We start from the raw sequence: 15,090 nt of genomic DNA, 5'->3' as shown, positions 1-15,090 counted from the left end.
AGGTTACTATGTGGAAAATAGGCGACCGCATTTTTTGGTTTTCACAACACCCAAAAATGTAGATAAATAGTACTATCGATGGTGACAAGGCCACCTCAACGGTAATAACACAATTATTTGCCAATCTTGAACTAGACGCTGTGATTGGAGATAAGCTGGGATTCATCAATTTCAATTATAATCATCTAATTCAGCAAATACCTAAAATCCTTCCTCAAATCGTATCGTTGTAGAAGTTCTTGAGAATGTCATTATCGATGAACCACTTATTAAAGTTTAATGTGTTTAAGTGATATGGGTTATAAAAATAGCACTGGATGATTTATCTTCACTGAAAAATTTTTCCCTTAATTGAGATTGCAGATATTATTAAAATTGATGTTCTCGGTCTTGATAAATCTCAGATTGAATCCAATTAGCTCCATTAAATCGTCTTAGAGGGAAGTTACTTGCTGAAAAAATAGAATTTCAAGAATAACTTATTGGTGCGTCGAATTAGGTTTCGACTATTTCCAAGGATTTTTTCTGAATAAGCCTGATACACGTTAAAAGGACAGGTTCTTACTGAAAATAAAACAAATCTATTGCGACTATTAAACGACCTGAATGATTAAAATGTATCTATTAACCGAGTTGAAGGAATCACTCTGCACATTCCAAAACTCAACTATCGTATTTTACAACTTGCCAACTCGGCTTCGTGCTATCAGGGTAGAAAGATGTAACTCTTGTTAGATGCTATAAACGAATTAGGCTAAATTCAAATACGGAATTGGCTTTGTCTTTTAATCTTATCTAGCATAGATGAAGTAGCATTTGAGCCCCACTGTGTTTGCTTGTATTAATGATACCCTTCTTCTGACTTCCCCCGAAAAACATGGTAAGCATAGGCAGTATAAGTCAGCAAAATAGGTAGCAAAATAGCCACGCCCACTAGAATAAAGAGCAAAGTAGAATTGGGAGCGGCCGCTTCCCAAATGTCCACACGGTGAGGGATTAAATATGGAAAAACACTGATACCGATTCCTATGTAGGCACAAAGAAATATACCAATGCTAAACAAAAATGGGCTTATTTCTTGTAACTTGGAAATACTCTTCCAGGCCATGACGACTAATACTGCAGTTCCTAAAGGCAGTGGTGATAACAGCAAAAAATTGGGGAAGCTATACCATCGGTAGAAAATCTCCTCGTTGTGCAAGGGAGTCCAAATACTTACAAAAACTAAAAACAGACTGACAAGAACTAAAAAGCCTTTAGCTAAATGAGCCATACGAACCTGTAAACGACCCTGACTTTTCATCAGCATCCAGGTAGAGCCTAATAAGGCATATCCACATACCAATGCGATCCCGGTTAACAGACTAAAAGGGGTTAACCAATCGGTATCATTGATGGTCATGGTTTCTTCAATTATTGGAAATCCCTTAACATAACAGCCGAGAATGACACCCTGAAAAAATGCAGCAGCGATGGAACTCATTGCAAAGATCCAGTTCCACAATTGTTTACTACGGTCTGCTTTAAATCGAAATTCGAAACTGACACCTCTAAAAATCAAAGCAATAAGCATGAGCATGATAGGCATATACAAGATTGGCAACAGTAAGGCATAAACGATAGGGAAAGCCCCATAAAGCATAGAGCCTCCGAATACCAACCAGGTTTCGTTTCCATCCCATACTGGTGCGACAGAGTTCATTAACTTATCCCGATCTCGCTCTCTTTCCGTAAAGGGGAATAAAATGCCTACTCCTAAGTCAAAGCCATCCAGGATGACATACATAATAATTATAAAACCTAAAAGTGCAGCAAATATAAAAGGAAGCATTATTCGATATCTCCCTTGGTTTCTTTCATGTATTTAAAGGCATCATGTTCCGTATCCGGGCTAACCAGCGGACCACGACGAATGGTTTTAAGCAAGAAATTGATGTAAAAACCAAAAACAAATCCATAAGCTAAAACAAGAAGAATAAATGAAATCACTACTTCTTCGATGCCAATGGCTGAAACAGCTGCATCGGTTCTCATTAAGTTATAAACCACCCAGGGTTGACGGCCAAGCTCTGCCGTAAACCATCCACAAATGCTTGCTATAAACCCTAAAGGGGCCATGAATAAACAGAGTTGATGAAATGGCTTTGAAATAAAGATTGTTTTTTTTAACCTTAGCAGCAGAGCTAACAAGGCAGTAGCAAACATTAACAACCCAATTGCCACCATAATTCTAAAACTGAAAAACACTGAAGCGACTAAAGGCTGATCAGTTTTTGGCACAGATTTTAACCCAACCATCTCGCCATCAAGTTCGTGAGTATTTAACAAACTGGCAAGTTTGGGCACTGAAAGAACAAAATGATTGGTTTGCTCTTGCTGTGATGGCCAAGCAAAGATTAGAAACGGAGCCCCTCGCTGAGTTTCCCATAGCCCCTCCATCGCAGCAGTCTTTAAGGGTTGCTGCTCATGAATAACCAAGCCCACTACATCTCCCAAAAAAATTTGTAAGGGCGTCACAATCAAAGCAGCCCACATCGCAAATGACAGTGAAATTTTAGCGACTTCGAGATGTTGTCGACGTAGAAGAAAATAACTGGAAACAGCAGCAACCACAAAACAGGTAGTGCAATAAGAGGCCAATATCATGTGGAGCATTCGTGGAACAAATGAAGGGTTGAAGACCACTTCCCACCAATTGGCAACCACGTATTTTCCAGCAATTAACTCGTAGCCTGTAGGGGTCTGCATCCAGGAATTGGCCGATAAAATCCAAAATGCTGAAATGGTCGTCCCGATTCCCACCAACAAAGTTGCAATAAAATGGAGTGTGGGAGGCACTTTTTTCCAGCCAAATAACATGACACCTAAAAAACCTGCCTCAAGGAAAAAGGCAGTTAACGTTTCATAGGCAAATAAAGCACCCAGTACATTACCGAAGTGAGCGATAAATGGACCAAAATTTGTCCCAATTTGATAAGCTAAAACAATTCCTGAAACCACGCCCATACCAAAAGTCAGGGCAAAAATTTTGGTCCAAAATTGGCAAATCTGGAGATATACAGGATTTTTGGTCTTAAGCCATACACCTTCCATAATGACCAGGAACACAGCAAGGCCAAGATTAAGTGTGGGAAAAAGAATATGGAATCCGATGCTAAAAGCAAATTGAATACGGGAGAGAACTTCAACGATCATTTGACCACCTTAAACGCTAGTCGAAAAGTTAGTTCTTTGATTTCAAGACGTTGGAAGCCCTTATAATAGATCAGGAATTTTAAGAAAAATAGAATTATTTTATTTTATTAAAATTTTTCCTAACTTGGATAACATGCTTCATCAACAGAGGTCGGCAGCAACAAAATAAATCTGGAATTGGAGATCGCTAGAAGAAACCGTGGTTAGCCAAATTGCAACAGAATCCCTCTTGTTGAAGTATGTTCTTACAAGAAGAATTTAACTGCATACAGAATAGACAGTATGTTATGCAGATGATAGTATTTGCCATTTTACCTGTTACAAACCAGTTTGCATTTGATATTCGTAACAGCTGAAACGATCGCAACAACAGACAGGAGTTAAAACGTCGATGGATTATAGCAGTACACAGCCCGTGGCGCCCAATCAAAAATCGCTCAAATTTTTGCCCTGGATTGTGTGGGGATTAGGTTGTTTATTCTATTTTTATGAATGCCTGCTTCAAGTTTCGCCCAGTGTAATGAGCACTGAATTGATGCGTGATTTTGCTGTAACCAGCCAAACTTTGGGTATTCTCTCTGGCATCTATTTTTATTCATATGCAGCCATGCAATTGCCTGGCGGGGTGCTTATGGACTACTTTGGACCGCAGCGCTTGCTTACCATTGCGACAACGATTTGCGCGATCAGCACCATCTTTTTTGGGCTAACCAACAACTTTTTTATGGCCTGTATTGCACGCTTAATGATCGGTTTTGGCTCTGCCTTTGCTGCGGTAGGTTCAATGAAGTTGGCTGCCAATTGGTTTCCAGCCCAACGATTCGCACTATTGACAGGCATGATGGTTACTATCGGAATGTTAGGAGCCATAGGGGGCGAAGCTCCATTAGCATTGTTAATTGATGTCTATGGCTGGCGCAAAAGCATGATTATCATGGGCTCAGTTGGTATTATCCTTGCTCTACTAATCCTCATAGTGGCCAAGGATTCGCCCCATAGTGGGAGCGCGTTAAAGCACAGCATTGACGAAGAGCCTTTAAGTGCTAGTTTATGGACCATTGTTAAAAACCGGCAGTTATGGTTGGTTGCCACTTACGGTGGATTAATGTACATGAGCACACCGGTGTTTTGTGGGTTGTGGGGTGTGCCCTTTCTCATGTTCAAAATGCACCTGGCAAAAGCTACGGCCGCAAATTATATTTCTTTGGTTTTTGTTGGTTGGGCAATAGCAAGCCCATTATGGGGAATATTTTCTAATCGCATTGGCTTGAGAAAGCCTCCTATGTATATCGGGGCTGTAGGAGCTTTAATCAGCAGTTTGCTATTTATTTATGCTAATATATCCTCCGGCTGGCTCATGCAACTGTTATTATTCAGCTTCGGTATTTTCTCAGCCGGTTTTCTTCCAGCTTTTGCAGTGGCAAAAGAACTGTGCAGTAAACGGTACGTAGCCACCGGTTTAAGTTTCATGAATATGATGAACATGGTCGGAATCGCATTGGCTCAGCCAATTATTGGTTTCATTCTGGATAGGCTGTGGCAGGGAGAAATCATCGATAAGGTGCGGGTATATCCACTTGAAGCCTATCATGTGGCCTTAGCTTTACTACCTGTTGGCATGCTAGTTTCTTTATTGATTCTGCCTAAAATTAAAGAAACCTATTGTCAATCTGTGCAAGATAAATAATCTTTAAAGTGATGAATATGGCGAACAAACTATACATTAAAACAAACGGCTGTCAGATGAATGAATACGATTCATCAAAAATGGCTGAGGTATTACAACAATCCCATGGTTTTGTTAAAACTGAGAACGTTGAGGAAGCCGATGTTATTCTTTTAAACACCTGCTCTATTCGCGAAAAAGCTCAGGAAAAGGTATTTTCACAATTAGGCCAGTGGCGTGAATACAAACAAAAAAATCCTCATGTGATTATTGGCGTTGGTGGGTGCGTTGCAAGTCAGGAAGGTTCTGATATTGTCAAAAGAGCTCCTTTTGTTGACTTGGTATTTGGTCCGCAGACGCTGCATCGGTTGCCTGCATTATTGGAAGAACGTTTAAAAAGTAAAAAGCCTGTCGTTGATATCAGCTTCCCAGAGATTGAAAAATTTGATCACCTCCCTGCCCCGCGTGCGGAAGGACCAGTGGCTTTTGTGTCCATTATGGAAGGTTGCAGCAAATACTGCAGTTATTGCGTAGTTCCCTATACACGAGGGGAAGAGATTAGCCGCCCATTCGATGACGTTTTGGCTGAATGCTATCAATTGGCTGCGCAAGGGGTTCGCGAAATCAACCTTCTTGGTCAAAATGTGAATGATTACCGCGGCCCGATGGAAAATGGAGATATTGCTGATTTGGCCTTATTGATTCATTACTTATCCGCAATTGATGGCATTGGCCGGATTCGTTTCACTACGTCTCATCCCTTGGCTTTTTCAGACAACCTAATTAATGCCTATGCAGAAATTCCGCAATTGGCAAATCATCTTCATTTACCCGTTCAAAGTGGCTCAGACAAAATTCTAATGATGATGAAACGAGGCTATACTGCGATGGAGTTTAAATCTAAAATTCGCAAGCTCCGTAAAGTTCGTCCCGATATTCGACTTTCAACTGACATTATCGTTGGTTTCCCTGGCGAAACGGATGAAGACTTTCAGGCAACAATGGATTTGGTGCACGAAATTGGTTTCGACACCTCTTTTAGTTTCATCTACAGCCCACGCCCTGGAACACCAGCTGCTAACTTAGCCGATGAAACTCCTATGGAAGTCAAAAAGCAAAGGCTACAAATTTTGCAAAACAGACTCTTAATCCAAGCCTCTCATTATAGCCAATCCATGGTGGGCAGCACTCAACGCATTCTTGTTACAGGAACATCTAAGAAAAATGCGCAGCAACTTGCCGGACGAACCGAGTGCAACCGAGTCGTGAATTTTGATGGCCCAACGAGTTTAATAGGGCAGTTTGTTGATGTTCATATCAATGAAGCCCTGCCCAACTCATTACGAGGCCGCCTGGTGACAGAGCCTGTATCGGCATGATTGACTTAAGCAACCAAGATGTTTTCATACCCCGTGAGTATCATGGCCAAAGAATTGACGTGGTGCTCGCGCAACTGTTTCCTGATTTTTCAAGATCACAGCTAAGCTCCTGGCTTAAAGATGGACAAATTACTTTAAATGGAAAAACATGCAAACCTAAGGATAAAGCTCAAACGGGTGATCACATACAATTAAACGTTAAATTCAATGAAAACCAAAACCAGGAAAATCTTCCTGAAGAAATTCCCCTTGATGTAGTTCATGAAGACGAACACTTGCTAATCATCAATAAGCCAGCAGGTTTGGTGGTGCATCCAGGAGCCGGTAACCGAGAGCACACTCTGGTCAATGCACTGTTGCATCATGCCCCGCAATTAATCAATTTACCTCGGGCAGGTATCGTTCATCGCCTCGATAAGGATACTACCGGTTTACTCATTGTAGCTAAAACATTGCCTGCACATACCAAACTTATACGACAAATGCAGGCTCGTGAAATAAATCGCTGCTACATCACACTCGTCCAAGGCCATCTCATTTCCGGTGGTGAAATCACCACTTTTTTTGGCCGCCACCCACGTAACCGGTTGAAAATGGCGGTTTGTTCCCAAGGTAAGGAAGCCATTACCTGTTATTCCCTTCGTAAACAGTATGGAGACTACACTCTTCTTGATGTACAACTCTTAACAGGACGCACTCATCAGATCCGGGTTCATATGGCTTATATCAATCATCCTGTTGTCGGTGATCCTTTGTATGGCGGCAGAATGCGCTTCCCTGCCCAAGCCGATGCCGATTTCAGAGAAATGATAAGCAATTTCCGCCGCCAAGCCTTGCATGCCGCCTATCTTTCTTTTTTCCATCCTGAGTCGCAGGAGGAATTGACATTCGAGGCTCCTTTACCGGATGATTTTCGTTATCTTCTTGAAGTTATGGATAAATATTTTGATTAAACTTGATGCTAACTGGACTGCACCGGCTAATGTAAAAGCCTTCACCACTTTGCGACAACCGGGATTTAGCCATGAACCCTATGCGGCCAATAACCTTGCACTGCATGTTGGTGACAATCCACACGATGTGAATCTAAACCGGACACGTCTTAAAGAGTGTTTTCGAATGAAGGAAGAACCCGTCTGGCTTGAACAAATACATAGCAATATTTGCGTAGTTGCCGAAGAAGACAGTAATCGAGTCGCGGATGCAATTATTAGTCGAAAGCCTTCCCAGCCTCTGGCCATTCTAACTGCTGATTGCTTGCCAATTCTAATGTCCAATCGGAAAGGGACTGAAGTTGCCGCCATTCATGCAGGTTGGCGAGGCTTAGCCAAAGGGATTATCGAAAATACCCTAAATAAACTTCTAAGTCCGCCAAAAGAAGTAATTGCCTGGGTAGGTCCTGCCATTTGCCAATCCTGCTTTGAAGTTGGAGAAGACGTCCTGGAAAGCTATCAAAGGCATTATCCATTTTGCAGCAACCAGTTTTATCCTAAAGGAGAAAAATGGCAGGCTAATTTACCCGGTTTAGCGGAGAAAATTCTCACAAATTTAGGAGTTTCAGCGGTTTTTCAGTCAAATGCTTGTACATTTGAGCAAAAAAAAGACTTTTTTTCCTATCGCCGAGAGCCACAAACGGGTAGAATGGCAACAGTTATTTGGTTCACTTGAAATAAACGGAATAAATATGACTAAAATAATACGTACCGCATTTGCAATCTTGCTTTTTAATTTTGGCTTGCCTAGCGCCAACGCCGATACCGTTCAACCCTTAGGCACTTGGGCTCCCATACTAAAAAATGCCATGCCTGCTATTGTTAATGTGGCCGTACAGGGCTATATCCCTAATCCTAACGCTGCTGAGGAAGAAGAAGACAACCAAAGCCGCCCTTCTGCACCTCCAGCCCAGGCAGAGAAACCCAAAAAATTTCAGAGCATAGGCTCAGGCGTTATTGTTGACCCTCAAAACGGTGTCATCATCACCAATGATCACGTCATTCGAAATGCATCCTTAATTACCATCACCTTGAATGATGGCCGCAGACTCAAGGCAAAACTGGTCGGTAGCGACAGTGAAACGGACTTGGCCGTTTTAAAAATTGACGCTAAAAATTTGAAAAGCCTTCCAATTGGTGATTCAGATAAAGTAGAGGTCGGCGATTTTGTGGTTGCAATAGGTAATCCTTTCGGCCTTAACAGTTTCGGTAACAGCCAAACGGCTACTTTTGGCATCATCAGCGCTACAAAGCGTAGTGATTTAAACATTGAAGGCGTAGAAAATTTCATTCAAACCGATGCGGCAATTAATCCAGGAAACTCAGGAGGCGCCCTGGTTAATACAAAAGGTGAATTAATCGGCATAAACACAGCCATCATTTCGCCTTATGGCGGCAACGTTGGCATTGGTTTTGCCATTCCCATCAACATGGCAAAAGACGTAGCTCAACAGTTGATTAAATACGGTTCTATTCACCGTGGCTTAATGGGAATATTCGTACAACATTTAACGCCTGAGCTGGCCCAGGCAATGGGTTACTCTGAAGACTTTCAAGGAGCGCTCATAGCTCAGGTCAATCAAGGTTCACCTGCTGAAAAAGCCGGTTTAAGACCTGGGGACATTATTACCCGGATTAATGACACTCCAATTAGTCAAGCTACTCAGGTAAAATCCACTATCGGTCTATTGCGGGTGGGAACTGAAGCAAAACTTACAATTCAACGAGAAGGTAAGGAAATGACCGTCAGTGCTGTCGTAACAGATGTTAAGAAGCACGAACAGCAATTACAAGCGAATAATCCTTTCCTCTATGGCTTAGCCCTTAAGAATTTTGAACAGGATTCGCCCATGCATGGCCATATCACCGGTGTACAGGTGACTGGTGCATTGGAAAGCAGCGCTGGATATCGAGCAGGTTTACGTCCAGGAGATATTATTATTTCCGCGAACAAACAGCCAACACCAAACGTCAATACACTACAACGCATTGGCTTGGAACAGAAAAAGCAACTTTTGGTTCAGGTTTTGCGAGGCCCTGGTGCTCTTTATTTATTGATTTTGTAATACCCAATCGAAATGCTCTGGATTTCGCGGAGAGCCGCGAAATCCGTTTCTCCCCATACTCTTTTCTATTTTCCAACTTTATAAAGCCCAATTCGTAGTTCTTCTAGTGGAATCAAATAAAATATTCCTAAAATTTATTTTATGAGTATTGACATCAAAGGCGTAAAGAGACAAAATCACGGCCTCTTGTGGCTATGTAGCTCAGCCGGTTAGAGCGCGGCACTCATAATGCTGAGGTCGGTGGTTCGAGTCCACCCATAGCCACCATACCCAACCCTTTTTTTCAAGCTTTAGCCAATTTCAAAAAATACTGAGTCTTTCCTAATGCTGAGGGCACTTCTACTTAACCAAAATGCACCCTAATACGAGTCCCATAATCTTCAAACTTCGGTAAACATAAACTTGTTTTGATTTTCATTTTCCATGGAAACTCATGGTAGTACCGTGAGACTTACAAACCGCCACATAAGAATAATCTTTTCTTTCACTGACAGAATGTTTTGCCTGAAAGCCAGAGCTTGACAGAAACTATGTTTAGGGCATCGAACATTTATGTAGGTCGGGCCACGACCCGACAATTCAACACTACTGCTTTCCAAAAATCATCTATTTGCATAGTTCAAAATATACTGGATGCTAATTGATGAAATTCTTTGAATTTCTTTATGAGGAGCATGAAGGCAGGACCGACTATACTTGCTACCTCATGCCGAGCGGAGGTTTTGCCCTACATTTGTTAGGTAAACCGGCATGCTTGTGAGCTGAAAGGCAACCTCCTTCAAGATTATTCTTATATGCTTTTATTTTAAAGAAGCACTACTTTAGTGAAACAGCAGCAGCACTTCCGTGGTCAAAGCCCTTATCCTCCTGGACTGGTCTATAGAATAACTCTCGAATATCATTATACAACTTGACTGTAGAAGCAGCTCTTGCGCCCCAACCAAAAAAATGGCTTCCCTTAGTCGCTTTGTCTTTGTTAAACAATATAAACTCAATATCGCAAACTACATCCGAATATTTTTTAGGTGAAATGGAGCCCTGGTCTAATACTTTAGCGACGATGTTTCTTATCTCGTATGCGCTGTGTGAGTAACTTTTATTACCTATCTTTACTCCTCCGCCCCGTAATTCGTAGTTGTGTGAATCCAAAAGATTTAAAATTTGTTTTAGGTTGGCTTCATATTTGCTCGAAACCAGTGCTCTAAGAGGCCCAAAATCAAAATTTTTCAATTGTCCTTTAGCCTCTAAAATAACATTTAGGGTATTTAAGTCTGTGCAATATTTCTCCAAGCCAGTGATGGCTTCAATGCCTCGCAACTCTTCTTTAGCATGGGTAAACAATATCTGCACGACCTCATCACCAATACCAAATTCTTCAAGAGCACTCCTGTAATTTTCTAAACGTAAGACACGAGGCTCCCTTTTTAAATCGTGCAGGATATAAGTGACAATATGCTCGATAGCGGACTCTCGGCTATCAAAGCGGAACATCAACGTATTGTCCCCATATTCTTTCCTCCTGATCCAGGTTTGCACGTTTTCCATAAAAAATGGGCTGCCATTCACGCTGTGATCCTCAAAAGCACGATGGTCTCTAGTACGATAGTAGTACTCGCTGACAATACCCGGCCCTGTAGTTAACATAGGAGTCAGTTTAAACAGATAATAATAATCAACCGTTTTAAATTGTTTTTTGTATTCAATTATTTTGTGGTCAACAGGAGTAGGTTTTGCAAAAATTTCCTCATAAGTTTTTTCATAATTTTCTATAAGGGTTCTACAGAACCCTTCCAAGGTTTCCTTAGCTTGTTCATTAGCCATAATGATATCGTTGTTGCAGGAACCTTCCTTGGTAAGGGAAGAATCATAGCCGTATTTTACTTTACCGATGTTAAGCCTTATTCCATATTTCGCTTCTATTTCCTGTAATTCTTTATCCACTCGAATATCAATATCCAGGTAGATACCAGGAATTGAACGCAATATCATGAGCCGCAGTATGTCCGCTGCAGCAGCATAACTTTGACGGGCTTTTTCATTAACATAGAAAGAATAGAGTTTTTTCTCTAAGTCATCCCCTTTTAATGGGAAAATTGATTGAATTTGGACAAGTTTAATTCCTCTATCATCACACCAGCGCTGCATCGAATCTGGAATAATTTCTCGGTCTGTCCAAAACAAATGAGCGGCATCTGGGTTACTGCGCTTGACAGAGGTCACATTATCTTCCAAAGGATTGACTGTATAAGCCCCTTTTTCTTCATTGAGAAGGGTAGTTTCCCTTACCCCCAAAGCCGGCCATTCACTCCCCAGCCAAATCGTATGAAAAATGTGTGGAATATTATCAGCACCTGCTTTTAGTAAATGAGGAGCTAATTCTTTAAGAAGCTCGAGCCTTGAACCTTCATTCTGCTCTTGAAAAGAGCGTAAATTGTAAGGATCTCTACCAATACCATCTGAGCTTTCGCCAAAAGTGCTTTCTTTTTTAATCTTTAATGTTTCGTCTTGCTTAAGATGTGCCCTGTTAAATTCATCAAGGTTTTTTTCAGTCAGCTGTTTGATTTCCTGGAAGTGTTTTTCAAAATTTTCAAGACGCTCTTCCTGGAGCTGGAGCAATTTCAGTTTTTCTGCTTCTTGATTGCCTGTCAATTGCTCTTTTTTAAATTCAATTCTACCTCTTAATTCTTGAATGGCATCGTCCATTGCTGCCAGGCTTTGGGAAACCAGATAATAACTTCTTGACCCCCGAATGGGATTGAGCATTACAGTCTTAAGATTTTCAATATAATGCCAAAAATATTCATCAAATCTCTTTATTTTTTCTCTATCATAATCTACTGCATATTTTATGGCAGATAGCATGGTTTCGACTTGACTTAAAAGATAATAAAGCTCAATTGCCTGATTGTTGTCTTCATTGCTCTCAAACTTACCAGCCGCTTTTGCATAGGCACGAAGAAGTTTTCGTAATTTATTCATAGCATACATTTTTTGGTAGGAAACAGTACTTATTATATCATAATTGTTCACTTTTGTTTCAACTTACCCGTTGCATTTACTCCCTGATGTGCCCTTACTCCTTAGCATTCAATACACAGCTCACCTCTCCTCCTTTTAAAAATGAAACCTCCCCTAAGATTTAATTAATGTTTATGCAGGTATTGATTCACTGGAGAGAGGCTATAGAGGTGAAGTCTTGGCAGTAAGATTATAAATTTAAACCAATTTAGTTAATAAAAGTAAAAATTGAAAAAAACTCTTAAGTTCGCGCGATGAAAACTCATTAATAACACTCTAAATTCTTGAAAACTCTATTGCTGGCCTTCAAATTTCGTTATGATGTTTGTTATCCATTATTTTATGGTTGTTTGATGCGAAAGTTAGCATTTTGCCTAATCATTTATTTACATTTAGCAATAGCTTGTGCCGCGGAAGTCACAATAAAGACGATTACCAGCGAAGGTAAACCTGTTTACATGCTTCATGTCGGCGATTTCGCACACCAAAATAATGCGCTACAGCTCAAATTCAAATTATCTTCAAAAATCAAACAGCCTATTGTTATTGAACAATCCAGCAACAAAAATGGCTATTCTGTCCGCATTGGACCAATTGAAGATTACAATTTAGCCAAGAATCTGCAGGATCAAATCAAGACCGAAACCACTTCCAAGAACACAACTCTACCTTCCTTGAATAAAGCACAGGCTAATCCTGTAATGGTAGAAGCCAAACCTTTGCCGTCAGAAACGGCAAGCATTGCTCAAGCGGAAAATATCGAGTCCACAACAGGCACAAAGAAATTATGGAATTTACGGGGCGCAGACATTCGTGCCGTCATTGCTGAAGTGTCGCGCGTCACTGGGAAAAACTTCATTGTCGACCCCAGGGTTCAGGGCAAAATATCTATAGTTTCAAGTACGGCAATTTCGGATAAGGCTCTGTATCAAGTCTTTTTATCGATGTTACAGATTTCTGGCTATGCGGCCATTCCTAGCGGCGACGTCATAAAAATTGTACCGAATATTGATGCCAAAACGCAGTCCCCTGACTTACTCAGCCAATTGAGGAATCCCCCTCAAGGCGATGAAATGATGGTGGCAGTGGTACCAGTCCATTATGTGCCTTCTGAACAGCTGGTGCCTGTATTGCGCCCATTAATGCCGCAGTGGAGTAGTGTTTCCGCTTATGCCCCATCCAACATGCTGATTTTATCCGGCAGGGCCAATAACATTAAGCAAATGGTCCACATCATTCGCCAGGTAGACAGTTCAACAGCAAATGGGATTGACATGGTGTCTTTAAAGCACGCCTTGGCCATGGACGTCGCAAACACATTGAAAGATCTGGTGAAATCACAACCGGGTTTGGGTGCCCATGCGCAAACCATGATCGCTGCCGATGATCGCAGCAATGCCCTTTTAATAAGCGGCAGTAAAACTGATCGCATTCGACTAAGGCTGTTAATTGCAAAACTGGATAGACAAAGTCCATACGGCATTAATAGCAACACGCAAGTGGTTTATCTTAATTATTTAAGAGCAGAAGATCTGGTGCCTATCCTGGCAGGGATAGCGCAGGCCAATTTCAGCGGCAATGTCGGCACCACCATCGGCACCATCACCAGACCAGCTTTGGACAGTACCAATCCAGCCTCCAATTTAGTGAGCAACTCGTCCAGTGGCAATCAAGGCCCAACAACCATTAACATCACGCCGCCAACTAATCCTGCAGCCACCCCTAATACCACGGGAGCAGCAACGCAAACTGAGGGCACAACCAAACCCACGGTGCAGATTATTGGTGAGCCAAACACCAATTCTATAATCATCAATGCTCCAGTGGCGCTAATTCGCATATTAAAATCGGTGATCAGCCAATTGGATATAAAACCGGCACAAATACTGATTGAGGCTTTGGTTGCTGAAATTAACGAAAGCGATTTGAACAGCTTAGGAATTGAGTGGGGTTCTGATCAGCAAACCGGAAGGCCTATAGATTTTAGGCCAGGCTTTGCCATCATTAACTCTGAAACCAGGCTAGATGATTTTCAGGCGCAAATTTATGCTCTCGCACGCGATCATAGAGCGAATATTCTCTCCACTCCTTCCGTGCTGGTTTTGGACAATCGTCAAGCAAAAATTCTAGTGGGTAAGCAGGTGTCAGTAGCTTCTACCAGTTATCCTAATAATGCAGGCGGAACCACCACAGCCAGTCCTTTTACCACGTTTGACCGAGTTAATGTGGCACTCCATTTGTATGTAAGGCCACAAATTACCCGCGGCAATGGCATCCAGCTGCAAATTGACCAGGGGAATGACACCATTGATCCATCAACCAATTTGAATACGGATAACCCTGTATTTCAGATTTCAAGCATTGTCACCTCCGTACATGTGGAAAGTGGTGATGTGGTCGTACTTGGGGGACTCGTACAAGACAGCCTGGCAAACGATGACATTCGCGTTCCTATTGTAGGCGATTTACCAGGAGTAGGCCGTCTTTTTCAACACAACATACAAAACCGTGAGAAGCGTGTGCTGATGGTCTTCATACGACCTTGTATATTAAGAACGCGAAGCGATGCCCTTTACGTAAGTGGGGGCAAATACACAGACGTTCGCCAGCAACAGCTGGAATTGTTGCGCGGCCAACCTTACAATTCGGACAATAATGAAGTCATTCTTCCTTCACAAAATCAAGCTGCTTTGCCAAGGCCCTTTAGTCAGAGTGCTCAACAAACTGTTATACTTAAGCAACAAGTACAACCCCGTATTATGATGACCAAATAA

At 41.7% G+C, this 15,090-nt stretch carries 9 protein-coding genes and 1 tRNA gene; 7 read left to right on the top strand and 3 right to left on the bottom strand.

Features of this window, described 5'->3' with window-relative positions; all coding sequences use genetic code 11:
* Positions 1–841: 841 nt before the first annotated feature.
* Both cydB and EL203_RS05885 read right to left on the bottom strand, forming a co-directional pair.
* Positions 842–1,831, bottom strand: coding sequence for a cytochrome d ubiquinol oxidase subunit II (gene cydB, locus EL203_RS05890; protein WP_058470054.1), 990 nt, complete (start codon positions 1,829–1,831; stop codon positions 842–844).
* Positions 1,831–3,195 (bottom strand): cytochrome ubiquinol oxidase subunit I, encoded by a 1,365-nt coding sequence (locus EL203_RS05885; RefSeq protein ID WP_058470055.1) that lies wholly within the window; start codon positions 3,193–3,195, stop codon positions 1,831–1,833. The genes cydB and EL203_RS05885 overlap by 1 nt, the downstream gene beginning before the upstream one ends.
* A gap of 391 nt (positions 3,196–3,586) precedes the next feature.
* Between EL203_RS05885 and EL203_RS05880 the strand changes: the two genes are divergently transcribed.
* From EL203_RS05880 to EL203_RS05855, 6 genes are all read left to right on the top strand, one after another.
* Positions 3,587–4,882: an MFS transporter gene (locus EL203_RS05880; protein WP_058470056.1), complete on the top strand. Its 1,296-nt coding sequence runs from the start codon at positions 3,587–3,589 to the stop codon at positions 4,880–4,882.
* Positions 4,883–4,899: 17 nt separating this feature from the next.
* Positions 4,900–6,240, top strand: a complete 1,341-nt coding sequence (miaB, locus tag EL203_RS05875; RefSeq protein ID WP_082647128.1) for a tRNA (N6-isopentenyl adenosine(37)-C2)-methylthiotransferase MiaB — start codon at positions 4,900–4,902, stop codon at positions 6,238–6,240.
* Complete coding sequence (gene rluD, locus EL203_RS05870; protein WP_058470058.1) at positions 6,237–7,193, top strand: 23S rRNA pseudouridine(1911/1915/1917) synthase RluD; 957 nt, start codon at positions 6,237–6,239, stop codon at positions 7,191–7,193. Before miaB ends, rluD begins: the two co-directional genes overlap by 4 nt.
* The gene (pgeF, locus tag EL203_RS05865; protein WP_375232616.1) at positions 7,186–7,908 is read left to right on the top strand and encodes a peptidoglycan editing factor PgeF; all 723 of its coding nucleotides are present in this window, start codon (positions 7,186–7,188) and stop codon (positions 7,906–7,908) included. The genes rluD and pgeF overlap by 8 nt, the downstream gene beginning before the upstream one ends.
* Before the next feature lie 16 nt (positions 7,909–7,924).
* On the top strand, positions 7,925–9,298 hold the full coding sequence (locus EL203_RS05860; protein ID WP_058470060.1) for a Do family serine endopeptidase: 1,374 nt from the start codon (positions 7,925–7,927) through the stop codon (positions 9,296–9,298).
* 190 nt (positions 9,299–9,488) lie between these two features.
* Positions 9,489–9,565 (top strand) — tRNA-Met (locus tag EL203_RS05855).
* 549 nt (positions 9,566–10,114) lie between these two features.
* Here EL203_RS05855 and EL203_RS05850 read toward each other — a convergent pair.
* Positions 10,115–12,277 carry a glycosyltransferase gene (locus EL203_RS05850; RefSeq protein WP_058470061.1) on the bottom strand — a complete coding sequence of 721 codons (2,163 nt, stop codon included), beginning with the start codon at positions 12,275–12,277 and terminating at the stop codon, positions 10,115–10,117.
* A 392-nt stretch (positions 12,278–12,669) separates the two neighbouring features.
* On the opposite strand from EL203_RS05850, the gene lspD reads away from it, so the two are divergent.
* Positions 12,670–15,090 (top strand): GspD family T2SS secretin variant LspD, encoded by a 2,421-nt coding sequence (gene lspD, locus EL203_RS05845; RefSeq protein WP_058470062.1) that lies wholly within the window; start codon positions 12,670–12,672, stop codon positions 15,088–15,090.

It is taken from the genome of Legionella jordanis (genome assembly GCF_900637635.1).
In the GTDB taxonomy this organism is placed as follows: Bacteria; Pseudomonadota; Gammaproteobacteria; order Legionellales; family Legionellaceae; genus Tatlockia; species Tatlockia jordanis.
The sequence above is the reverse complement of the archived record's forward strand: the minus strand, read 5'-3'. Positions and strand labels throughout refer to the sequence as shown.